Source organism: Flavobacterium phragmitis (genome assembly GCF_900112575.1).
GTDB classification, from domain to species: Bacteria; Bacteroidota; Bacteroidia; order Flavobacteriales; family Flavobacteriaceae; genus Flavobacterium; species Flavobacterium phragmitis.
This window is the reverse complement of sequence record NZ_FOMH01000002.1, coordinates 13,088-37,404: the sequence shown is the minus strand read 5'-3', so window position 1 is coordinate 37,404 and position 24,317 is coordinate 13,088. Positions and strand designations below refer to the sequence as shown.

The following is a 24,317-nucleotide window of genomic DNA, read 5'->3' as shown; positions in this document are numbered from 1 at the left end:
CAAATTTATGATAGCCTATTATAATTATAAAAACTTTTTTTGCACTTTTTTACAGCAGACTCTGACAGTTGCTGGATTTTTATTTTTTTTATTTATTTTGCCATTAGTAGCCTGTCCCTTATGGGGACAGGAAGGGCAGAAAGAGAACCTGCTTCCTAAAGATTATGATAAATGGGGGCGTCTGCTTCTTGAAAAGATTTCACCTGACGAACGCTGGATAAGTTATAAAATGATTTATGAAAACGCTTCTGATACACTTTTTGTCAGAGGCATTGGAGATAATAAAATCTATAGTTTTACAGGAGCAAAAAAATCTGCATTTACTACAGGAGGTTTTATCTGCTTAACGGACGGAAACCTGCATCTGCTTGATCTGGCCAAAGGTAAAAGTGAAATCATACGATCAGTAAAACAGTTTGGGTATCTGAAGTCATCAGATCTAATATTAGTGCTGAAATCTGAAACAGAAAAAAAACAGACCTTACTGATTCGAAATCTTGAAGGCAGACTAGTAGACAGTATTTCGAATGTAATAAGCTTTTCAGTAAGTCCTGATGAAAGTAAAATGATTTATACTGAAGCTGACGGTGATAGAAAGATTTTAATGCTGATGGATTTAAAGAGGAATTATAAAAAGAAGAACGTATATGAAAGCACATCCTCATTCACTAATTTTGCATGGAGTAAAAATAGTAAGGCTTTCGCTTTTAAGAGCAGGCCTAAAGGAGAATTAAAGTGCTCGCTGCATTATGGTCTTGCGGATCTGAATAAACTCTATACCATTACCTCTGACAGGCTTGATTTTGATCAGGAAGCTTTTATTACTGATGAACAGGTGAGAAATCTTTCAATTGCAGATGATGGCAGCAGGGTCTTTTTCAATTATAAATCAGTCGATAGTGAAAACACACCTTCGAGTTCAGATGTTGAAATATGGAATGGCAATGATAAACTGGTCTATCTTGAGAAAAAAGTAATGGGAGAGTTTAAGGCTTCGGCAAAAACAGCGGTATGGAATCCTTTTTCCAATAAAGCCTTTCCTTTATCAACCTCTGAACTTCCAAAACTTATTTTAAACGGAGACCAGAAGTATGCACTGCTGTACGATCCGAAGGCATATGAACCGCAGTGGGAAATGGACAGCCCCATTGATTTGTTTTTAATCGATACTCATTCAGGAGAGAAAAAAATATGCGTAGAAAAACAGTCGGCCGAACTGGGAACAACAGTGGTTTCTCCATCGGGAAAATACGTCGCCTATTTCAAAGGCAAGAACTGGTGGATCTATAATATCAAAGCAGATACTCATACCGATATTACTAAGAATATCAATTCAAGCTTCAGTGGCAAAGTAGAGCAATTAGTGCCTGAAAGCGTCTATCGCATAGCCGGATGGAGTCTTCAGGATAAAGAAATTTTAATTTATGATGAGTTTGACATTTGGGCAGTGAGATGTGACGGATCTTCCTATAGAAGACTTACAAATGGCAGGGAGAAAAAAATCAAATTTAGCATTCCTGAATTATTAAATTTTCCTTTGCTGCGTTATGCTGATAACGTTCCTGTTACCTATAACTATGATATTGAAAAAGAGCTGCTGCTAAGGGCAGAAGGTTATGACGGAATGACCGGCTGGTTTAAATGGAATCCCAGATCGGGAGAAGAAAAGGTAATTTATAAAAATAGATTTAACGATCAGCTTTATTATAATCCAGAAAATCAAAAGTTGATCTTTACGGAACAGGATTATAATGTTGCGCCACGGATTGTTTTACGTTCAAAAGAAGGCAGTGAAAGTCTTATTTTTCAGAGCAATCCCCAACAATCAGGTTTCCTTTGGGGGCATTCCCAAATGATATATTATAAAAACACAAATGGCAGAGAACTTAGAGGCGTGCTGATTTTCCCTGCTCATTACAATGCAGATAAAAAATATCCTATGATTGTCCACGTATATGAAGAGCTGCACGGCAGGATACATAAATACGTTAATCCGTCACTGTTAAACAGCACTGGCTTTAACCATACGGCTGCATCTTTGGAAGGTTATTTCGTATTTCTTCCGGATGTTATTGCGGAGCATGGAAAACCTGGCGCAGCCATAACAGATTGTATTAAGGCAGCAATTGGAAAAGTCATTGAGATGAATGTTATCGATCCTAAAAGGATTGGGCTGATCGGCCATTCATTCGGAGGCTACGAATCTTCATACCTGATTACCCAAACCGATCTTTTTGCCGCGGCGGTTTCCGGCAACGGAATTTCTGATTTAGGCACCATGTCTCTATCGGTCAGCCGATCGTCAGGAAAGCCCGATATGTGGAGATTTGAAAAAGACATTTGGATGTTGGGAAAAACACTCGTGGAAGCTCCGAAGCTTTATCAGCTTAATTCAGCTGTGTATAATGCGGATAAAGTGAAAACGCCGCTGCTTTTATGGGCAGGAAAAGAGGACCGGCAGGTTGATATGAGACAGAGTATGGAATATTATCTAGCCCTGAGAAGATTGGGCAAGAAAACGATAATGCTGCAGTACCCTGAAGAAGACCATGTCCTTTTTAATAAGCAAAACCAGATGGATTTAAGCAGAAGGATAATGCAGTGGTTTAATTATTATTTAAAAGATGATTTTTCGGCGGACTGGATAAAAAAAGGAACTGAATAATCAAAAAACAATGCAGTTCCGAGAAGAACTGCATTGCTCTTTTTAATAAATTAAACATTAATTAGATGGTTTGAACAATGTAACATTACAATTACCTTGGTCATCTTTACCAAAAGCTCGTTGACCGTCAGTGTGCTGGCAAATTTCATTTGGATTTGTATCACACTGGACTGCAATATTACAGTCGTCATTTTCATCAAGTACATAACCTAATCTTGGTGTAAGGGTGCTTGATGCTTTCTGCATAGAGGTCGTCACAAACGCTCCTGAGATTCCCAGTACAGCTACTGCCATAGGAATCATTTTTTTAAAATTAGTTTTCATAACTGAAAATATTTAATTAATTATTGGACCTACTTTTTTCTACAGGTTTTCAGTCTCCATTCCTGATACCGGCCGATATATTTTTGATGTCATTTTTCTTTTGATTTGACAGAGTTAATTTCGTTCTTTAAAAGATCGCGGAGTCTGTAAATTCCCAGATTGGTGCCCATGATTGCATATAGGTAATCTGACGTTACAAAGAACGAACTCATTTTTTTATTATCGATTTTATATATTGAAAAGCTCATAAGATAGGATTTGGTGTTCAGGTCGTAGACATCAATTATAAAGGACTGTTCCCATAGCTTGTCGCTTTCAAAACGCCCGGAAACTTTTGAGTTGACAAACAATAGATTTTCGCACACAGCCGTGTAGGCATTCACTGTAAGCGCCGGTGCAGATAGCTTTCTTTGTGTATTGTTTTTGAGATGGGCTACCTTTATTTTCGCCTTTGTAGTTGTGTCAATTGTGTTTGCTGAATATTCCAGATTTCCATTGCTGTCAATTACAATGTATTGATTGCGATAATAGTAGGTGTAAACAGTTCTGTTTGCTTTTTCATCGAACAGCAGCGTGCCGTCGGTGTCAAAAATGCCGTCAATCTGCTTTTGCAATAGGCGGCTGTTGTATTTTATTTTAGAGCTTCTCGTTTCGTCAAAAATTCCTATCGAATGTTCAGCATTTCTGCCGTTGCTTGATCTAAGAATAATTTTTGTTGGATTTATTGGTTCTGCCAGCGTAAAGTAGGGCATGCCTGTTAATTGTCTATTTGCTTTCCAGTCAGATTTGGAACCTGTAAAAACTGCCGGTACGGTACCGTCCATTAAATAAAAAGACGAGTCCCTGATTCTGATTTTTACCGAAGAAAAAAGAATTTTCTTTGAATCAAATATTATCTTTATAGATTCTCTTTCTTTAGTTTTTTTCCCGATAGCAGTGATATGAAGAGGATTGCTGTAATTGCCCAGATATATTTTCTCCCTGTCTGATCCTGCAAAGTAATAGGAATTATATTTAAGATCGATGATAGTGTCCTGTACTATGGGATGTTTAGGAAATCGTCTTATAAATGGATTTTTGTAATGCATGATTTTTTCTGACGACAGAAATAAAACAATAACTATTATTATGCTGAATATTATATTTGATGAAATGTAAAACCATCGCTTTTTTCTGTTGGTCTGATTGCCGTTTGTTGTTTTGGAAGATGGAAGCATTAGTAAAGAGGCCAGGGCAAGTCCAACAAAAAACAGATTGAAAATGAGGTGTACATTCCAGCTCATTTTTTCTAATATTCCCCCGCAGGAGCAGGGCACAAAAGAACTGAAGTGGAGCATTATAAAGATATAAGATGAGAACATTGACATCAGGCTTAACGAAGCATATAATCCAGCGGTTCTGAATTTAGGAATCATCAGCATTAATGAAATTAATAATTCAATAGCGATAACCATATAAGATATCCAAATGGCATAGGAACTTAATAACGGGGACTGGCCAAGCTGAACCTGAAAATTTTCGAAATCGAGAAGCTTGGTAATCGCTGCATACGTAAATAATAATACAAAAAGCAGCGATGTTGTTTCTACGAAAGTATTCTTTAAACTGACTTGTAATTTCATAACTTGAAAATTTGCATTTTCTTTTTCGGTTTTGACAAGATGGAAAAGAAAAAATGATATACAAATTTAGAAGCATGATTTTATAAAACTGTTATTAAAATCAAGCCAAAAGTTCTGAAAATCAAGCTAGTTTTATTTCGGAATGTAATAAAAAAGTGTCCATAGAAATATTAATACTTTATGGACACTTTAATGCATTTTAAAACGACGGATTATTACTTAAAAGCCAGGCTTAAAGTCTGAAGTTTATGATTCAGCTCCACCAGACTGGCTTTCTGAAGACATTCCTCCGAGATGTTTTTCAAATCGGTTAAACTTTCTTCTGAAACAATTCCCATAAGATTTGAATCGTCTTTTTCCAACAGCAGTCCCTGTTCGATAAAATAACTAAGCAACAGTACATTTTTTCGTGAAATTTTCAAATCAATCTTCACCGTCTCACTCATGCCGGGGATACTTAAAACCGTATCAAATACCTTGGCAACATCACTTTTTGTAATCATAATTGCAGCATTTTAAATTAATATTCAACTGTGGTAAAGGTAATGAGCATATTGCTGATTCTCATGGACATAATATAACCATGACAGGCTTAATCCAAAGCGCTTAATTAATTTAGCTGGATAAATTAAAATTGAGTAAGCTAAGGGGATGGATATCTTAAAAATCTGGAAAGATTGCCACTTTCCTGCAATCGGCAAGATGTCCGTTTGTTAAACAACCGAATCTTGCTGCCCCTTTACTCGGAACTCGTGGGCAGTGAAACTTCAAGTTTAAAAATGTGTGAAGAAATAATGAAAAAGCTAAATGATGGAAAAAGAAACTTCAAAAAGAACACGGATTGTGGGACTCCGTTTTACCCCTGAAGAGTATCAGAAAATAGAACGGAAATGGAAAGCCAGCACCTGCAGAAAGCTCAGCGATTATATACGGATGCATTTGTTTGATAAGCCCGTCACTGTAAAGTATAGAAACGAGTCGCTTGATGAATTTATGGCTGAGGTTATAAAGCTGAAAAGCGAACTTAACTCACTTGGAAATAACTTTAATCAGTCTGTAAAAAAACTGCATACCCTGCGGCAGATTCCAGAGTTTAAAACATGGATTTTAAACTCGGAATTCGAGCGGAAAATGCTTTTGGAGAAGGTGGAGGAAATTAAAATTCACTTCCAGAAAATCACTGAAAAATGGTTGCTGTAATCAAAACAGGATCTTCAGTGCATAATATTTTTAACTACAATGAAAATAAAGTTAAAGAGGGAATTGCAGAGTGTATAGGAGAGGGAAATTATCCTCTGGAAGCAACAAAGTTAACTGGTGCGATGAAGCTTAACAGACTTCTGAAACAGAATGAACTTAACACTAATGTAAAGCGGAACAGCGTGCATATTTCACTGAATTTTGATCCCTCTGAATCTGCATTATCAAATGAAAAGATGCTTGAAATAGCATCGCAGTATATGCAGAAAATAGGTTTTGGAAACCAGCCGTATCTCATTTACAGGCATTATGATTCGGGACATCCGCACCTGCATCTGGTGTCTATAAAAGTTCGTGAAGACGGCAGCAGGATTGATATGCAGAATATAGGAAGAAACCAGTCTGAAGCTGCACGAAAGGAGATTGAAAAAATGTTTGGCTTGATTCAGGCTCAGGAAAACAAAAATACCAGACATGAACTTATCAAACCTGTTGTGCTTTCAAAGATTAAATACGGCAGAACAGAATCAAAAAGAGCTGTACAGTTGGTTCTTGATCATGTGCTTCCAGCATATAAATACAAAAGCCTCTCCGAGCTGAATGCAGTCCTGGGGCTTTACAATGTAAAGGCGGACAGGGGGGAGGAAAATTCAAGAATATTTAAGATGAACGGTCTTGTGTACAGAACGCTGGACGAAAATGGAAGACCGATAGGAGTTCCGCTCAAAGCAAGTGAGTTTTATAATAAACCGACGTTAAAATTTCTGCAGCATAAGTTTCAGGAAAACAATAAAACTGTTTACCAAAAGAAAAGAATTGCTAATGCTGTTGACTTGATACTTTTAGGCAGAAGCGTTTCGCTTTCTTATTTAGCTATGCAGCTAGGAAAGGAAGGAATAGAAATGGTTTTTAGAAAAAGCGAGCAAGGACAGCTTTATGGGATTACTTATGTGGACCACCTTTCAAAATGTGTTTTAAACGGAAGTGATTTGGGAAAGCACTACAGTGCCAAACAGATAGAAGAACGATGCAGCTTGTCTTTTGAAAATGGAAAAGAAATGATCATTACTTCTTTGCCAGAAACATCCAAATCTAACGAAGGTTTTCAAACCGAAACCGATAAAGAAACTTTTTTTAATGACCTGTGGCAGCAAATGAATGCTCTTGATTTCAAATCTGCTGTTGAAAAAATAGTAGAAGTGCTGACCAGAATTGAGAATGATACTTTTTATGTTCCCAACCAGCTTAAAAAAGCATCAAAAAAGAAGAGAACTAGGAGACGTTCTAATAACATATAAATCTAAAGAAAATGGCTATGCAGACAGGAGAAAATGAACAGGCGTTGAGAAAAATATTGGATATGACAAGGTTGATCAGTATCATTATTTTAGGATTGCATTTTTATTATTTTTTTTATGAAGCTTTTCGAGAATGGAAGCTTGTAAGCGGATTTACCGATAAATTATTGGATGGTATTTTCCGGACCGGACTGCTGAGCAGCTTTCATAAATCAAAGCTTTTTTCATTGTTTTTTTTGGCTATTTCGCTTATTGGCGCTAAAGGAAGAAAAGATGAAAAACTCAATTACAGGACAGCCCTTATTTATATGGCCACAGGCATGCTGTTGTATTTTTTAAGTATCGGCTCGCTTTATCTATTTTGGGATGATATTGAAAAGACATTACTGTACTTCATCCTCACATCAGCCGGGTGGCTTCTGATATTGTCAGGGGGAACTCTGTTCTCGCGGATCATCGCAAAGAGGCTTAATCAAAAAGATATTTTTAACAGGGAAAATGAAACTTTTCCTCAAGAAGAACGACTTCTGGAAAATGAATTTTCCATCAATCTTCCGGCAAAATATTACTTGAAAAACAAGCAGCGCAGCAGCTGGATAAATATTATAAATCCCTTCAGGGCAATAATGGTTCTCGGTACGCCGGGATCTGGAAAATCGTATTTTGTTATCCGCCACGTCATAACCCAGCATATAAAAAAAGGCTTCAGCATGTTTGTGTATGATTTCAAATATGATGACCTTTCAAAAATTGTATACAATACATTTGAAAACAACAAAAAAGCTTATAAAGTATTGCCTAAATGCTACTTCATAAATTTCGATAATATCATGCACCGATGTAATCCGCTGGACCCTCAGAGCATGGAAGATATAACGGACGCTTCTGAATCGGCACGGACTATTATGATGGGGCTCAACAGGGAATGGATCAAAAGGCAGGGAGACTTTTTTGTAGAGTCGCCGATCAATTTTTTATCGGCTGTAATCTGGTATCTAAGAAAGTACAAGGATGGTGAATTCTGCACACTGCCTCACGTAATTGAGCTCATGCAGATGGACTACGATGATCTTTTTACGCTGCTTCGGACAGAGAAAGAAATCGAAGTCTTGATAAACCCTTTTATTAATGCATACCTTAACGAGGCGACTGACCAGCTTGAGGGACAAATTGCTACTGCGAAGATAGCCATGGCAAGACTTTCTTCTCCGCAGTTATACTATGTTTTGTCAGGAAATGATTTTACATTAGACATCAACGATCCCGAGAATCCCAAGATAATCTGCATGGGCAACAACCCTCAAAAAATACAGATTTATGGAGCAGTTTTATCTTTGTATGTAAACAGGCTGGTGAAGCTGGTAAACAAAAAAGGGAAAATGAAATCCAGTCTAATTTTTGATGAATTCCCAACCTTATATCTTAATAATATGGACAGCCTGATTGCTACAGCAAGAAGCAATAAGGTGGCAACGTGTCTTGGGATTCAGGACTACAGCCAGCTTCGTAAGGACTATGGCCGGGAACAGGCGGATGTTATTATGAATATTGTCGGAAATATTATCAGTGGACAGGTTACAGGAGACACTTCCAAGCAATTGTCCGAGCGCTTCGGCAAAATTCTTCAGGACAGGGAAAGTCTTTCGATCAATAGTTCAGACACGTCGATAAGCCGCTCAAAACAATTGGAATCCGCAGTGCCGCCATCGAAAATCTCATCGCTGAGTTCAGGTGAATTTGTAGGTATGGTTGCCGATGATCATGACTGTAAGATTCAGCTCAAAACTTTTCACAATGAAATTATTAACGACCATGAAGCGCTCCAAAAAGAGATAGAAAATTACAAGGAAATACCTCCTGTTCGAAAACTAGACAATGCAATGATCCAGCGTAATTACCTTCAGATTAAGCAGGATATTCAGGATATAACTGACTCAGAAATGGAAAGGCTGCTGAACGATCCCGCACTTGTCTATTTAATATTAAAAAAGCAGCACAAGTAGCAAAGTTAAAGGACAAAACTTAAATCTAAAACAATGTGGCCGCTGTAATCAAATTATGGTCCATGGCTCATTAAAGCACTAAATATAATATGATTGTATTGGTAAAGTTGCTCTATAGTTTACGACGGGTTTTTAATTAAGTGCAAGGAATTTTGTTGTTTTTGAACTGCTGTTTTTTATAAAGAAAAAAGTGATATTTTTGAGTGTAATTCATTGTAGATAAGTGATGTATGTAAATTTGTTTTGTAATTTAATTATGCAGCATGCAATAGACATAAACGGAAAAAAAATTCGTCCTGCTTCTTCGGGACAAATAGCCTTCTGCGGTTTCTGCGGAGAGAAAGTGCGTGGAAGATGCGGTGAAATTAACATCTGGCATTGGCAGCATATCAATAAAGTAGATTGTGATTCGTGGAAGGAGGGGGAAACTGAATGGCATCGGGCTTGGAAGAGCCGATTTCCATTTGATTGGCAGGAAACAATTATAATAAAAAACGGAGAAAAACACATTGCCGATATTTTCACAGATGAAGGTCTTGTAATTGAATTTCAAAATTCCGCAATCTCTCCTTCAACAATTGCCGAACGGGAAAAGTTTTATGGCAAAATGATCTGGGTTATAAATGCAGAGAGTTTTAAAAATAATCTCGTTACCGAAAATGTATCAGAAAAACATCTGGCAGAAATCGAGAAGAAATACGCTGTCAAAAGAATTCATCTGAAAAAATACGATTCCATTTCGCTGGAGAGTATAAAGAAAAAGCCTAATCTCAGGACCGCAGAAATTCAGATTTTGATAGATAATTTAAATATGTTAGAGTCTGTCACTGCTCCTTTTACTATCTATAATAAAAATGCACATACGTTTGCAGAACAGATTATAAATATCTGGCAGAATGATAATCTTTCGGTAGATCCGTCTCTTATTAAAATTATCACTGATGACGCACTTATCAGCAAGAATGCGTTTTTAAGGTTAAGAGGTGATTTTAAACTGAATAATTATCATTTGGATTTACCCGGAAAAACCAGTTCCGAAATTGAGCAGCTTTATCTTGAGCGTAAAAACTTGTTGGCGCAGCGGGAAAGTCTAAAGGCATTATTATTCGAAGAATTGAAATCTGTTGCCTCTAAATACTTAAATCTGGAAGGAGAAATTACTCACCTTAAAAATGTATTGTCTTTTTTGAATATTGAGAAAGATGCATCCGATAAAGAGCTGCAGAATCTTAAAGCTGAAATCGACTATTACATCAATACAAACCTGCAGATACTAGAAGATGCTTATATTGAAGAAAAAAATAATAATATCAAGGATAAGGACAAGCTGAATTTCATTTGGAAACGTGAAAGAAAAAGCTGGCTCACAGCTTCTGCGCAGATTTATTTTGACCTTGGTGATGGCAGGCTGCTTTATAAGCATTCTGATAATAAAGTTATCTATATAACGCTTTCTGATTTTATCAGCAGATTTAATCCTGCTGACAGCTAGTCTTGTCTGTAAGAGAAAAATAATAAAGCTCAGATAAGATTTTATTGTTTTTTCAACGGATCTGTCTGATCTAGAGCTGAGTTTTGTAGACAGCCATTTGTTAATGCAGGTCTTTCTATCCAGTGCATCAGGTATAAAGTAAAGGTGAACTAAATAGTTCACCTTTTTTATGGAATCTTTTCCGTGATTTTAGGCATTAATTGATGAATAAAATTCTGTTCTGGTCAATTATTTTTAAGACCTGTGCAATCTGGTAGGGTTTTGACTTATGGCTGTAATGGACATCTTTGATTTCATTCCTAAGCCTGTTCAGATGAAACAAATCAATGTTTTGTTCCTTCAGCGACTTTACATTTATGACGTCCAGGAGTTCCAGTGCCTTTATGCAGGTCCTCTCGTCATTGGCCTTGCAGATATTGACAATAGTCTCCAGAGATATTCTTAAAGGGGAATAATGGTCACCAAACAGATCTCCTGCAGCGGGCGATGAAAGGCAGAGTTCAAAAACTGCAGCCAGCATTTCCAGTGCCTCGGGATTGCTGAAATTCTGCCATTCGTCTTTATGAAAAGCAAATTCCCCTTTTGCATTCCGGTCGGTCTGGTCTTTTAACAGTTCATAATATCTGGCAAAGCCATGCTTGTAGTTCAGTCCGATCAGCTTTCTTACCAGTTCTTTTTCCGTATAGATATCCTGTTCCAGAAGACGTGAATAGTTTTCGATCAGAAAATCGCGGGCATCATCATCATGCCCCGTCTTTTTTAGGATTGATATGATGCAGTCGTATAGAGAGCGATTGGTCTCCCTTTTGTTCTCTGCATTATATTCCAAAAATTCTTTCAGCGTGTCCAGATCGCTGCTGAAATAATCCTGAAGGATCTCCCCGGCATAATAGTAGTGGCCATCTTCGAGGAAAGTATAGATCTTTGATTTTAAACCTAGTGAGGATACATCAATTTCAATACCGTTCAGCTGGCAGTATTTCAAATGCTGGCAGAAATTTGCTGCTGAAAGAACTCCGTTTGACAGGTTGTGAAGGAGGCGGTCATGGACTTTTTCGATCGGCACAATTCCATCCAGAAAGCCGGTCTGGATGCCTTTTTCATGGGAATGGATCCAGAGCATATCCAACAGGAGTTCCTCGTCCAGATGAAAACGGAAAAACTTTTGAAATTTATGAATGGCCTCAAAGACAGCGTAATCGTGGCTGTACCTGTAATTGCTATCTGCAGTTCCCTTGATAAGGTGCTGCGAGTAATATTCTTTGCTTGAAGGCGTATTTTCTGCACACCAATTTTTGATGTACAGCTTTTGATCTTCCGAAATCTCGATTTTGTTGTTTTTTTTCTCCTCTGGAAGGCTGTTTAGTATATCCTGTATCAGGTTTGGTCTAGCCTTTTGTATTTCTCTGCTGACTCCGGCCTTGCCCAGTTTTGCCGTTCCTGAGTAGTTGTCTCTCAGGATTTCATACAAAAGCTGTTTGGCATTGCCGGTGACTTTTTTCTGCAGTTCAAAATCCTTATAGTAGCGGTGGTAGAACTTGTCAATATCCTTATAATTTAATGCTGTTTTGCCCATATACTCATAGAGAATGAAAATCTGCCTTTCAATTTCTGCATTGTCAAACAGGACATTAAAATTCTTTTGGTCACGGTTGCGCATGTATTCATTATTTTCATTAAGCTGTTCGTGGGTGCATTTTTCTTTGAAGATATAGTGGGTGCGCGATTCTATATAATCTTCAAGTTTCTTGCTTAGATCAAAATCCCTGTGGCTGAGCACATTTCTGAACTGATGCAGGAATTCCTCGTTCACGGATCCCGAGAGGTATTTTTGAAGCACTTTTTCAAAATCATCCTCGATTATCACTTCAGCCAGAAAATGCCTGTCACCGGAGTTTCCATCAACCGAGTCGAGCACTAGATCAAATAATGGGGTCTGGATGCCGCACGATTCAGCTGTTTCAAGAAGCAGATCATCATCATAATGATTTGCTTGGTTGTTTATTACCGCGTTTGAAATTATCCTAATCAGATCTGCATGGTACTGCTTATTGGATTTGAAAAAGTAATTGGCATATGCCCAAAACTCTTTTTTCAGACTGTCCTTGAACTGGTGGCTGTTGAGTTTCTCAATTGAGAAGGCATAGATTTTAACCAGTACCGGACCGTTGTCGATTCTAGTGAACAGGCTCAGGATAGTATCCTTGGTTGAAACAAGGGATCGATATTTAGCTTTTGAATTCCATGGTTTGGTGCCGATGGCCTTGTCAAGGATTTCCAGAAAATAGTCGATGTTCTCAACAGCAGATGCTGCAGGAGTGCTGGAGATTATCGAATAGACGATTTCCTTTTCATCCCTGTTTTTAAGCATTGTTATGATCTGGTTGAAAAAAACGGGATCTTCATTAATATTTAGGCTTTTTGTAAGCATTATCGCATCCTGCACCAGATAGACATAATCGTCTTCTGCGGAATCGTTCTCTTTTATGATTGCTGTGACCAGTGCTTTTATCGGTTCAAGATAGGAAGAGGAAATGCTCATGTATGACAGAAGCTTTAAGGCAGACATTCTGGCTCTTCTGTGGATGGCTGTGTCTGCCGCCTGCCGCATCAGATATTCTATGTTGGCATCGCATTGGCTGAATAATGCTGTGCTTTTAAGATCCGCAATCCAGAGGTTGTCCTCAACGCAGTTTTTGACGAAATAGTCTTGCAGCGCCCTGCTTTTTGTTTTATCGGTAATACGGTCTGAATCTGCATTGAAAAGAAGTTCGAAATCATTATCAAGCAGCCATTCGATCAGTGCATCGTATAGGGTTTCATCCGTTATGAGGTTCAATAGGAACGTTACCACGTTGTGCCAAGTGGGATGTACCTTGTCCGTAGCCGCGTCAATTTTTATTATTTGTATGATTTCTTCAAAGTCCAGTTCCGAGAGAATGCTGGCTACAAAATATTCCTGGATGTTTTTAAGTACAAAACTCCAGCTTCCTCTCATGTTTTCTTCTAAAAAGGAGTTTTTGGCAAGTCCTACTTCATCAATCTGTGCTACCCGTTTAATTTCTGCAGCGGTTAGGAATGGCTTCTGCATCGCTTCCAGCGCAAAAGCGATTTTCTGGGTGCAGCTTATGATGCGCTCACGGTCAAAGCTGATGTCGTTTTGGAATTTATCAGCCTTGTCTTGATCCAGTCGTGAATTGACAAATTCCCTTATCAGCATCGCTTTGCTGGTAAGAATCTTTTTATGGGTCTTGTAATAAATGCCGATCAGATCCAGATAAAAAGGATTTTCGAGGATTTCCCTGTTTTTGTAGATGTCGAATGTATTGTGCTCCCGAAGATCCAGCCCATATTTTGCTTCAAGGAAAACAAGGGCACTGGAAACGCCTACTTCGTTTAAAAAGTAGATGTCAAGGCCTTTGATGTCCTTAATGTATTTTCTGTAGATATTGGTCCTGCAGCTTATGATGAATTGGATGCTTCCATTTTCAGATGATTCATCGTTCTGGACAATAAATTCCCTAAGCTTGCTGCTGAAGTCGATGATATTTTCGATTTCATCGATGCCATCGAAAATGACTGCCATCTTTGGGATGCGCCTAAAATCTGGCGGCAGAAAATCTTCAATCCTGCACAGCGTAGTAAAATTCTTTAATGATCTGAATACCGGAATTATCTCTGTGTCCTCTCGCGTGCTCCAAAGACGGGCTGCAAGCTGACGAAGTTCCGACGTTTTTCCGTAACCGGGATTGCCCAGTAAAATAATTCCTTTTTTATTTTCACGGATCTCGGAAAGCAGCGTTTTGCTGTTGGAAGAAGCGCGGTAATAGTCATATTCCTTCTGCTGGTTTTTCCTTAAGTTTCTTTCGATATGAAAAGGGGCTGTCTCAATGCCCTGAATATATTGCTGTTTGTCGGATTCATCTAGTACGATCTTCTGCAGATTTCTGCTTGAGAAGATGTATTTGTCAAATTGATTCAGGATTTCTTCTCTTTCAGTTTCAGAGAGAACTGGAGGCTCTTCGTCATATGCCTTTCTATAGATTTCAGGATAAAGGGAAAAATATTTCTCCACATCTGTTTCCGGAGTTAAAAATGCGACACGGAAATGCCTGTTGGCAAGGTTTTCCAAAAAAGGTTTGTTTTTGGTTTCCTCAAAAATATTGGTAAAGTTTTTTCTCGGCGAGATGAAAAGTGCCAGATCGATCTTCTCATGAGAAGATGCAAGCTGGGGCAGTTTGATCATAGCGTCGGTATAATTCAGCTCCGTAGTATAGTCCTTGCATTCGCTGTATATCAATCTGCTTATATATTTCTCATTCACGATTTCAACTGCATTGTCGTAGCCGTACTGTGTACCTGATAATTGGATCCTTTTGCGGACAACCGTAAATTTTAGTTCCTTGAAAATCTTGTCAAGGAACTCCAGTGCAAGGATTTCTAAATCTCCTCCTTTTTTTGACATGAGAAAAGGTAATGTTTAATTACAAATATAATATAAGTGTAAATTACTTGTTCCATTTATTGTGTAATTAAGTAATTTTTCTAGATTTCTTAAAAGTGCCTTTTTTAATAAATTTAAAGAGTTAAAATGTAGAATCTTAATATTTGTTTAAAAAAAACAGTAAGTTTCTATTATCTTAGTTTCTTAATAAATGATTTTAGAAGTAAAATGTTTTTTAGATTTTTAGTAATCTGAACTAAGATTTGATTTTTTCAAATCAGCAGCAGTTTTGAGGTATATAATTAGTTTAAAATAATTTATGGAGAAAACTTGCCTATGGTGCAAATTAAATGATAATGAAACTACGTTTAATAAAAAAGCCCACACAATACCTAAATCATTAGGAGGTCAGAACTATAATCAAACAGTTTGCGATAATTGTAATCATTTTTTCGGAAATGCAACGCCGGAAAATCGATATTCTATAGAAACGGCACTAAAGGAAACCTTTTGTATTACGCGTCAAAGATTTCTTTCTGGATTGACTCAAAAAAGAAAGGTAGGAAAGTTTAAATCAATATTTTTCGATGTTAAGGAGAGGAATGGTAAATTAAGATTGGTGCTTAATAAATCTTTTCTTTTTAAAACTGATTTCCAGCAGCAGTTATGCAGGAACTTTAAAAGAGGTCTTGTAAAAATGTGGTTTGAAGAGTTTGACAGACAGTCTAAAACAAATGTCGGACATGATGATAAATATGATATTATCAGGGATTTTTCCAGATATGATGCAGGAGATTTGCCGGTTATATATTTTGAACGCAGATATGGGCTCTTCCTTTTTACAAAACGTGAAGCTGAAACGCCTACTCTCATATTTAACAGAATGCTTTATCTACATGAAGATGAAAAGTTTACGGAAATTGAATTTTTAGGCCATGTTTTTGGTTTTCCAACCGCTGAATTTACAAATGAGGAATTTAAGTTATATTTAAAAAACAGTATGGATAAGAAAAGAGACTTTTTTTTAAATGCAGTTTTATTGGATAAATTAATGGATATTGATTTCACGCTGAAACTTTTGGATAAATAATATTTTTCTAAATCCTCTTTTGGAATGGATAAAGTTTAAGTTGTTTCTCATTTTTAATTGTACTTTCGCTTTTTCAGAGATATAAGTTTATTTATATTATTTAAACCTATTTTGAATAATGATTTAGACTGCTTAATATACCTTTCAATAAGCATAAAATATGATTTCATTAAAAGAGCTGTATAAGATTGCAAAAGATGAATTATCGGATATTCTGCCTGAGGATAATTGCGATTTTAGATTAGAACAAGCAGAATATAATTCGAATGATAAATTTTGGGAGATAGTTGTTTCATTTTTGACTGAAAACATTAATAAAAGCAACTCTGCTTTTGCCCAATTGGGGCAGAATCTTCCATTTGAAAGAGTTTACAAGAAGTTAAAAATTAGTGATGAAAGAAAGGTTTTAGGCTTTTACATCTATAAACCGCAATCATGATTCTGATTGATACAAATTCGCTGGTTGTTTTACTTATTGGGCTGATCGATGAAAATTTAATAGAAACGCATAAGCGGACTTCTATTTACACTAAAAAGGATTTTCAAGATTTGCTTTTAGTAATTGAAAACATTGAGGATTTGATAGTTTTGCCTAATATATGGACTGAAGTTGATAATCTTCTCAATAGTTTTTCAGGAAATTACAAATGGCAGTACATATTAAAAATAAAAGAGCTTATATCTATAACTTCTGAAAAATATTTTTCTACCAACCTTGCAGTTTCCAGTGATTATTTTATAAGTTTAGGTATTACTGATTCATTAGTATTGGAATTAGCAAAAGAATGTAAATTTATTATCACATCTGATTCTCATCTGTCCGATATCGCAGCATCACAAGGAATAAAAGTTTATGACATGATTCGTAAGAGAAATGAAGAATTTCAATAAGCAGTATAATTATGTCTTTTAAACAAACTGTTTATACAATTTTAAAGTTAATCATTTAACAGCCTTTGTTAGCTTTAAAATAATTACAATGATTAGAAAAAAAACAGTCTTATTAAAATAATTCTTATATAGAAATGAGCAAACCAGCACTGATTCTACAATTACAAGAAAAATTAAAAATAGAGATAAATTTATCGGTAACTGCTGATTTTTTTGACTTTGCAAATAAAAACACATACAAAATCGATGAAAATGGAGAAATTGTCTCTTTAAATTTGTTTCAAAATAAAATAGCAAATATTGATTTTATCAGTGATTTTAAAAATCTGAGAGAGTTGGATTTGAGAAATAACCCTATTAGAAATTTTATGCCCTTGCAGGATTTAGAATATATTGTACAGCTGGGATATCATAATCATCAAATAAATAGCCAATCATACATAGATAATTTCATCCAAAATGAAATTTTTGATATGAGCAGGCATTCCTCAAAAATAGCAGCTGTCTATTTTCACGGTCATGATTACTTGTTTGATAAACCCCAAATAATTAATCTGGGTGGGAGAAATATTTACAAAGTAAAACATTACGGTGAAAAATCGGTCGAATTGGAGTGTGTTCCAAATCCATCATATATTGAAAATTTTTTCGGTGAGGATATAGCTTTAGTCTCAGCTATAGTTGGTGAAAATGGTACGGGTAAAACCAGCTTAATAACTAAACTTTTTAATCAATTGATACCTGTTCGGATAGGTAATGAAAAAACTGTGTTTTTTATAATAGAGCAGGATGACAAGATATTTTTTTATTCTTATTTTGATTTAAATGAGTTTAGGATTCATTCAGAATTTGAAGCTGAAATTAAAAAATTCCCAATATATGGATTTCCGATATACTTTTCGAATTACTTAAGTGACAGTAAAATTGAAAAAGACAGAAGAAATTCATTGAATTTATCGTTGCTGAATCAAATATTAAATAGTGGTAATTCAGAAGAAAATATTATTGCAAATTCGAGTTTTTCTTTTCTACTATTTAAAAATACACAATTAAAAAGATGGATGAAAGCTCTTTCAGATACAGAAGTAAAAAAAGTTTTGGAGGAGTTTTCATTACCCGTTTTTAAGGATATAAGTGTCAATTTTTATGGCGGTAGATACGAAATTAATAATTCTGTCAAAAATTTTCGCTTTGATATTGGCGATTATAAAAATAGAGAAAGGTTAGAACTTGAAACAGAAAATGCATTAGTAGTATTAAAAAGTATTCGTAGTTTTTTGGAATCGAAAATATCTCTGATCTCCGAAAGCCAGTCGGATAATAATCAAATGATTGAGTTTCTAGTTCTAAAGTTAATGCAGTTTATAGATCATCTTATCATTAGTCCTAAAAAACAAAATATTTTTCCTAAAATTGAGAATGCCGATAATTTTAATAATCTAGAAGATCTTAAAAGCAGTATTGAAATATTTGAACTGCTACAAAATAATTTTTATTTTCTTGATAATAATTTCAGAAAATCGGATAAAGAAATTCCCTTTGATTTATTCTTTGATTTTTCAAAAAATATTGAGAGGATAATTCTTGATTCTGAACAGATAATATTGGATGGAAGATACCAAATTATTGTGGATTTTGACTCTGCAAAGAGTATTTTGGATTCGTATGAACAGCTTTATTTGAAACTTGAAGAGTCCTTTAAATTAGATAACCATCAGTTTATTGCATTTTTCCCCAATATGATTTTAAGTTCTGGTGAAGAAATGATTTTAAATCTTGTTTCTCTGCTTTATGATAATAAAGAGATAGATACAAATGTTAATCTGCCAAAAATTTTGTTTTTGGATGAGGCAGATTTAGGTCTTCATCCTAAGTGGAAAAAGATGTTTATCAATACGCTGATAAAGATTCTGCCTAAAATCTTTTTAGGAATGAGATTGCAGGTTGTTTTTACCACACATGAGCCTTTAACATTATCTGATATACCAAATAATAATATTGTTTATTTAAAAAAACAAAATGGAAAAACAATTGTTCTTGATGATAGAGAGAAACCAAAAAAATCATTTGGTGCGAATATAACTGATTTATTGTCAGATTCTTTTTTTGTTGACAATGGATTAATGGGGGATTTTGCAAAGGATAAAATAACCAGTATTATAAATTGGCTTGCTGATGAAAATAGAAATTTTCAGGATGCTCAATATTACAGGAAGATAATAGAGATTATAGATGAGCCGTTATTAAAATACAAGCTCAAAGAAATGTATTTTGAAAAATTTCCCGAAGATTTCGACAGGGAAAGAGAAATAGATAGATTGACTAAATTGGCGGACGAATTAGGTTATAAGATTCAAAAAAAATAATATGCTGGCATTAAATTTAAATCCTGAAGCATTGCTGTTTCATCATAAATTGATAAAATGCTGGCTTTCGAAAAAATTAAAAGGGAACAAAAATGCCAGTAATCGGTATGGCTATAAATGCGAAGATGAAAATTGTGAAATCTGTAAAATTGATATGCACAAAGCCTCTCTGCCTAAAGCTTTTGTTGATTTTTTTACTTCTGATAAATTAGATGAATTAATAACAGGTAAGCCGGAAAGGCTGATTGAGATTAATCAGGAATATTTGAATTTAGGTGTTGATCACCAAACAGTAGTAAAACTGTTTGTTAAATCAGGTTATGAAAACTGGTTTCAGCCTATTTTTGGAAAGAAGCTCTTAAACTTCATTAATCAGGATACCTGTACCTATTGCAATAGAAATTATACCTTGCAGACCGTGGTAAACAGGTCTAGAGCCCAAATAGATCACTGGTTCAGCAAAGAAACTTTTCCTCTGCTGGCATTATCATTTTATAATCTGATACCCTGCTGTCCTACATGTAATCATGCAAAATTAGATGAAGTCGTTAATAATGATTTTGCTCATCCCTATACTTGTATCGAAGAAAATCAAAAATTCACCTTTAGTTTTAATTATGTATCTCTCAATGAAGATTACGATATAAAGTGTAAGGTTGATGAAAATTCAAAAATGGATAATACTTTAAAAGGTTTTAAAATAAAAGAGATTTACAATGCACATTCGAAAAAGGAACTAAAAGACCTGTTAGAATTAAGATACAAGTACTCGGATAATTATATAGATCTTTTAATAAATAAAACTTTTAATGGATTAATGTCAAAAGAAGAAATATACAGAATGATCTTTGGTATAGAAATTCAAGAACAGGACTACCATAAAAGGCCATTTAGTAAATTTAAGCATGACATTATAAATGAATTACTGGATGTTAATGATTAGTTGTTTTTTACAGCTGTTTTTGTGCCATATCCAGTTGTGCCCACCAGACAGCTAAAGGGCAGATAGTTCCCAGAGCTGTTGTTTTTTCATTTTGATTAATGTAATGGTCCGGATACAATAGGCCAGTATAAATACCAATTAATAATAAATTATGATCCCTTTCAACAAAAACGGGACCGCCTGACATACCAGGTGTTGCAGGACCATCTATTAACATTTCTCTGTATCGGTCTTTTATTTGGTAGGATGCTATAAAACGGGTTATTACTATTGGTGTGGGCTGTTCAAGCCCCAGCGAGCTGTAACCGTAAGGGTAGCCGATTATATGGATTTTTTCTGCCAGAAAAAGGATCTTTAATAATGATGTCGTCTTTTGTAATGATCTGCAGATCGGAAACTGATAGGCTTTTGGGAAGCAGCAATTTAACTAGGTCATGCATAAAGGGTACTTTTATGCCTATATTATTTAGTTCATAATTTGGTAAATCCTGTTTTTCCTGAATCCAGACAGGTAGATTCTGCTCATCGTAGAGAGGGAGTATTAAATTCTGGCTTCCTGAAACAAGTTCAATACCTTCACGAGGATTTTCCTTATTCTGAAGATTAATTTCTAAAAATTTCCTGTTAGGCAGTCGCCTTTGAATTTCAATATTATGCATATTGTAGCTCGTAAGAACATGCCAGCAGGTATATAAAAATAAGTTTTCTCCTTCCTGTACTATAAATCCGCTTGCAAAAGCGTTTTTATTGGTTCTTTATTCTCATCTAAACATTGTATATGGACAGCTTTCATCATCAAAAAGTGTCTCTGCGCTTCTAAAGTTGGCTTATACATAAGTCATTTTTTGTTTTTTTAAATATACAATAATTGACTTGATTTTGGATTCTCTCCAGCCGCAATAAATTTTGTTTTCTGATAGGGCTGTTTTCATTCGAAACGGATAAAAAGGCAGCCAAGTTAGCGTGCGCCGGATCCTGCAGGCGCATAACGGCCCTGCCGCCCTTCGGGACTTATAGCCCTCCGTATCCTTGATGCCCGCTTTATTGCTGCTTTCTTTTTTTCCGTTTTTTCTTTTGAAAACAATTTTTGGGAAAGGCAGGGGAAAAGAATTTTAAAACATTAATCATTTAAAATTTAGAAATCATGGAAATCACAGGACGATTGACAAAGGATGCGGTTGTTGCCAAAACAGCCAAAGACAGAGAGGTGGTAAATTTTTCAATTGCAGTCAACGACAGCTACAAAGCCAAAGGAAGCACCGAAGCGGTAAAAATAGTAACCTACATAGACTGTTCCTATTGGCTCAGTTCGGGTGTTGCGCAATGGCTCAAAAAAGGCGCAATGGTGGAACTTTTCGGACGTGTGGGAGTGAGCTCCTATCTCAATTCGGAGGGCAAAGCCGTGGCAAATCTTACTTTTCACACAAGCAACATCAAAATACTGGTGTTTGTCTCAGATGCGTAAGCCCTGCAGGCGCAGTCAGCTCCTGCAAAAAAGAACGGAAAAAGAGCAGCCTGACGACCTGCCTTTCTAATCCGAATCAAATGTATAAGCCTAAAGAAATGAGTTATGAAAGCCTTGAAAAAATCAATATACGCCGAGTATGATGTTCACGATGCATTCCAAAAGATAGTTCTTTTGGAAATGCAGTCTTATGACGGAACAAAGAAACAGCAGCTCAAAGCATTCCTTGAAGATATGCAGAGAAGCGGATGCATCAGCGGTATGATATCCCAATTTATCTATCATGCCGACTGCAAGAAATTCTATATCGAACATTTGGATGATTTGGAAGACATCAGAAAAGAAATCGAAGACTGCCTTGGGGAAGCGGTAAAAGACCGTTACGGTCTGCCTCACTACACTTTTATGTGCTGGCTCTGCTTTGAAGAGTACTGTTATGACATCTATAGAAACTCTTTTGAATAATCTTTTTGTTTCATCTTAAATCTTCCCTTATGAAAGCTTCAGAAAACTTTAAGACCGCCCTTGCAGACGCTGTCTTTGCAAAGGACTTCTCCAAGGAATCCAAAGACTTGGAAAGCTGCTGCAATTACATTTTTGGCGAGGTAAAAAAAACAGGACTGTGCGCCTTTGACAATCAGGAAATATTTGACATGGCGGTCAGATACTACACCGATGACAGCATCGGACAGCCTCAGCCCTTTAACTGCAAAGTTGTGGTAAAAGAGCCTGCTGCGGCTGACTTGTTTACTTCTGCTCCCGAAGTTCCCCAGAATATCGTTGTTGCAAAAACGGCAGTCATTGCTCCCAAAGCCGAAAACAAAACCTTAACGCTTTTTGACTTATGATACCCAAAACCATCGTCGAAAAGCAGATTACGGCTCTGAGCGAAACACTTGCACCCGTGACCCAAAAGATGCAGGTTTGGGCAGAGAAAAATATTTTTCTTAAATGGGGCGTGCTTTCAAGGGAGAAATTCCACTGCCTTGACTGCGCGTACTCCTGGAAGCCTGATGCACAGAAAGCATCCTGCCAAAAGTACATCAACTGCAGTGCGTGTAATGGAAAGCTTAAAATGCACCAGTGCAATCAGGTGCATTTCAAAGAAATTGAGTATTTCGCCGTTTTGGATAAATGCGGAGGATTTCAGGTGGTGCGCATCATCTGTTCGCACAAGGATATGAAAAAGAACTGCATGCCGGCATACTACCACAAGGAAGTGATGCAGCATTGGATAAACGAGAAAGGGGAGGCGCGCACGCTTTCTCTCGGCACGAACGTTTTTTCGCAAGCCTATGATTCTTGGAAATACTATTCCCCCCTTGAAATCCGCCCGAAAAGTTTTGAAAGCTCTCCCAAGTACCGCATCAATCCCTATAAGGTCTATCCGTCTGAAAAGGTGATTTCCGTGCTGAAAAGAAACGGATTCAAAGGAAGTTTTCACGGTATCGCTCCGCAAATTCTTTTTACTGCCCTTTTAAAAGATTCGCACGCTGAGACGCTTCTAAAGACAGGACAGACCGATTTTCTTGCCTATTATTTAGTTTCGTACTCACAGCACATCAGGGAGAACTGGCAGGCAGTCAAAACCTCCGCCAAGAACGCTTACAAGGTAAAGGACTTTTCACTTTGGGAAGATTACATTTCCCTGCTCAGATGGTTCAGAAAGGATTTGAATAATGCCGATTTGGTATGCCCTGAGAATTTGGAAGAGGTGCACGACAGGCTTGTGGAGAGAAAACGCATAATCCAAAGACGTCAGCATATAAAAGAGCTACGCCAAGAAATACAGCAGGCGCAGGTTGGCTATGAAGAGCAGAAGAAGCAGTTTTTCGGATTGGAGTTCACGCGCGAGAATCTTTCTATCTGCGTTATGGAAAGCGTGAATGATTTTCTTGAACAGGGCGATATGCTCCGCCACTGCGTATTTACCAATGAATACTACAAAAAGAGAAACTCCCTTATCCTTTCGGCTAAATTCGAGAACAAGCCAGTGGAGACCATAGAGGTGGCGCTTCCCTCGCTTGAAGTTCTGCAGTGCAGGGGAGACAAAAATAGGGTCTCCCCGCACCATAAGCAGATTTTAAAGCTGCTGCATCAGAACCTCTATCAGATTAAAAAGCGCATAAAAAACAAAAAAGAAGAAAGAGCCGAAATTTAGTTTTCGGCTTTTTTTATGCTAAATGTCGGCGAGCAGACACTTATAGGCGGGGATATTGCCTCAGGGGTTCAGGCTTAATTCCGAAACAAAGTTCGGGAAGGAAAGGCGGTTCGCTGAAAAAAATCCCTCATAAATGCAGGCGGAGAAAACCTGTTTTATTGCGTTGCTTTTTTCGCTCGCTTTCTCTTATATAAAACTAATTATTTCGATTCTAATAAAAGTATTGCAATAGTTATAAAACAAAAATCTGGATTAAGTACTTTTTTTATCTTTTAGTAGTGTAATAATTTATTATTTTATAATGCTTATCTATCTATAGTTACGAGTATACACGCTAAATAGTAGGGCTTATA

At 36.5% G+C, this 24,317-nt stretch carries 20 protein-coding genes; 14 read left to right on the top strand and 6 right to left on the bottom strand.

The genetic code is table 11. The features are described from left to right. Positions 1–7 precede the first annotated feature (7 nt). The gene (locus tag BM289_RS03065; protein ID WP_091490758.1) at positions 8–2,665 is read left to right on the top strand and encodes a S9 family peptidase; all 2,658 of its coding nucleotides are present in this window, start codon (positions 8–10) and stop codon (positions 2,663–2,665) included. Positions 2,666–2,722: 57 nt separating this feature from the next. On the opposite strand, the gene BM289_RS03060 is transcribed toward BM289_RS03065, so the two are convergent. The 3 genes from BM289_RS03060 to BM289_RS03050 all read right to left on the bottom strand — a co-directional run bounded on the left by BM289_RS03060 (position 2,723) and on the right by BM289_RS03050 (position 5,114). Next, positions 2,723–2,989 carry a DUF6520 family protein gene (locus BM289_RS03060; RefSeq protein ID WP_091490756.1) on the bottom strand — a complete coding sequence of 89 codons (267 nt, stop codon included), beginning with the start codon at positions 2,987–2,989 and terminating at the stop codon, positions 2,723–2,725. 89 nt (positions 2,990–3,078) lie between these two features. Continuing rightward, entirely contained in the window at positions 3,079–4,611 is a 1,533-nt protein-coding gene (locus BM289_RS03055; RefSeq protein WP_091490744.1) for a MauE/DoxX family redox-associated membrane protein, read from the bottom strand. A 215-nt stretch (positions 4,612–4,826) separates the two neighbouring features. Beyond that, the gene (locus tag BM289_RS03050) at positions 4,827–5,114 is read right to left on the bottom strand and encodes a hypothetical protein (protein WP_091490743.1); all 288 of its coding nucleotides are present in this window, start codon (positions 5,112–5,114) and stop codon (positions 4,827–4,829) included. Between the two features lie 307 nt (positions 5,115–5,421). Between BM289_RS03050 and BM289_RS03045 the strand changes: the two genes are divergently transcribed. The 4 genes from BM289_RS03045 (at position 5,422) to BM289_RS03030 (ending at position 10,604) form a co-directional block, all read left to right on the top strand. Then, on the top strand, positions 5,422–5,811 hold the full coding sequence (locus BM289_RS03045; protein ID WP_167365380.1) for a plasmid mobilization protein: 390 nt from the start codon (positions 5,422–5,424) through the stop codon (positions 5,809–5,811). Beyond that, positions 5,799–7,109, top strand: coding sequence for a relaxase/mobilization nuclease domain-containing protein (locus tag BM289_RS03040; protein ID WP_091490740.1), 1,311 nt, complete (start codon positions 5,799–5,801; stop codon positions 7,107–7,109). Before BM289_RS03045 ends, BM289_RS03040 begins: the two co-directional genes overlap by 13 nt. Positions 7,110–7,126: 17 nt before the next feature. Then, positions 7,127–9,112, top strand: coding sequence for a conjugal transfer protein MobC (gene mobC / locus BM289_RS03035; RefSeq protein WP_091491524.1), 1,986 nt, complete (start codon positions 7,127–7,129; stop codon positions 9,110–9,112). Positions 9,113–9,368: 256 nt separating this feature from the next. Further along, positions 9,369–10,604, top strand: coding sequence for a competence protein CoiA (locus BM289_RS03030; protein WP_167365379.1), 1,236 nt, complete (start codon positions 9,369–9,371; stop codon positions 10,602–10,604). Between the two features lie 196 nt (positions 10,605–10,800). Here the strand turns inward: BM289_RS03030 and BM289_RS03025 are convergent, their stop codons facing one another. Beyond that, positions 10,801–15,069 carry an NACHT domain-containing protein gene (locus tag BM289_RS03025; RefSeq protein ID WP_091490736.1) on the bottom strand — a complete coding sequence of 1,423 codons (4,269 nt, stop codon included), beginning with the start codon at positions 15,067–15,069 and terminating at the stop codon, positions 10,801–10,803. Positions 15,070–15,367: 298 nt separating this feature from the next. Between BM289_RS03025 and BM289_RS03020 the strand changes: the two genes are divergently transcribed. The 5 genes from BM289_RS03020 (at position 15,368) to BM289_RS03000 (ending at position 20,338) form a co-directional block, all read left to right on the top strand. Next, entirely contained in the window at positions 15,368–16,138 is a 771-nt protein-coding gene (locus BM289_RS03020) for an HNH endonuclease (protein ID WP_091490734.1), read from the top strand. 160 nt (positions 16,139–16,298) lie between these two features. Further along, positions 16,299–16,577, top strand: coding sequence for a hypothetical protein (locus tag BM289_RS03015; protein ID WP_091490732.1), 279 nt, complete (start codon positions 16,299–16,301; stop codon positions 16,575–16,577). Next, complete coding sequence (locus tag BM289_RS03010; protein WP_091490731.1) at positions 16,574–17,029, top strand: PIN domain-containing protein; 456 nt, start codon at positions 16,574–16,576, stop codon at positions 17,027–17,029. Before BM289_RS03015 ends, BM289_RS03010 begins: the two co-directional genes overlap by 4 nt. Positions 17,030–17,163: 134 nt before the next feature. After that, positions 17,164–19,395 (top strand): AAA family ATPase, encoded by a 2,232-nt coding sequence (locus tag BM289_RS03005; RefSeq protein WP_091490729.1) that lies wholly within the window; start codon positions 17,164–17,166, stop codon positions 19,393–19,395. Position 19,396: 1 nt separating this feature from the next. After that, the gene (locus BM289_RS03000; protein ID WP_091490728.1) at positions 19,397–20,338 is read left to right on the top strand and encodes a hypothetical protein; all 942 of its coding nucleotides are present in this window, start codon (positions 19,397–19,399) and stop codon (positions 20,336–20,338) included. A gap of 7 nt (positions 20,339–20,345) precedes the next feature. Here the strand turns inward: BM289_RS03000 and BM289_RS02995 are convergent, their stop codons facing one another. Further along, entirely contained in the window at positions 20,346–20,555 is a 210-nt protein-coding gene (locus tag BM289_RS02995; protein ID WP_091490726.1) for a hypothetical protein, read from the bottom strand. 67 nt (positions 20,556–20,622) lie between these two features. Beyond that, positions 20,623–20,997 (bottom strand): hypothetical protein, encoded by a 375-nt coding sequence (locus tag BM289_RS02990; RefSeq protein ID WP_091490725.1) that lies wholly within the window; start codon positions 20,995–20,997, stop codon positions 20,623–20,625. Positions 20,998–21,482: 485 nt separating this feature from the next. On the opposite strand from BM289_RS02990, the gene BM289_RS02985 reads away from it, so the two are divergent. From BM289_RS02985 to BM289_RS02970, 4 genes are all read left to right on the top strand, one after another. Then, positions 21,483–21,803, top strand: coding sequence for a single-stranded DNA-binding protein (locus tag BM289_RS02985; RefSeq protein WP_244165310.1), 321 nt, complete (start codon positions 21,483–21,485; stop codon positions 21,801–21,803). Between the two features lie 105 nt (positions 21,804–21,908). After that, positions 21,909–22,268: a DUF7222 domain-containing protein gene (locus BM289_RS02980; protein ID WP_091490724.1), complete on the top strand. Its 360-nt coding sequence runs from the start codon at positions 21,909–21,911 to the stop codon at positions 22,266–22,268. 29 nt (positions 22,269–22,297) lie between these two features. Further along, positions 22,298–22,651, top strand: coding sequence for a Cas9 inhibitor AcrIIA9 family protein (locus BM289_RS02975; RefSeq protein ID WP_091490723.1), 354 nt, complete (start codon positions 22,298–22,300; stop codon positions 22,649–22,651). Further along, the gene (locus BM289_RS02970; protein WP_091490722.1) at positions 22,648–23,964 is read left to right on the top strand and encodes a PcfJ domain-containing protein; all 1,317 of its coding nucleotides are present in this window, start codon (positions 22,648–22,650) and stop codon (positions 23,962–23,964) included. The genes BM289_RS02975 and BM289_RS02970 overlap by 4 nt, the downstream gene beginning before the upstream one ends. Positions 23,965–24,317: the final 353 nt, after the last annotated feature.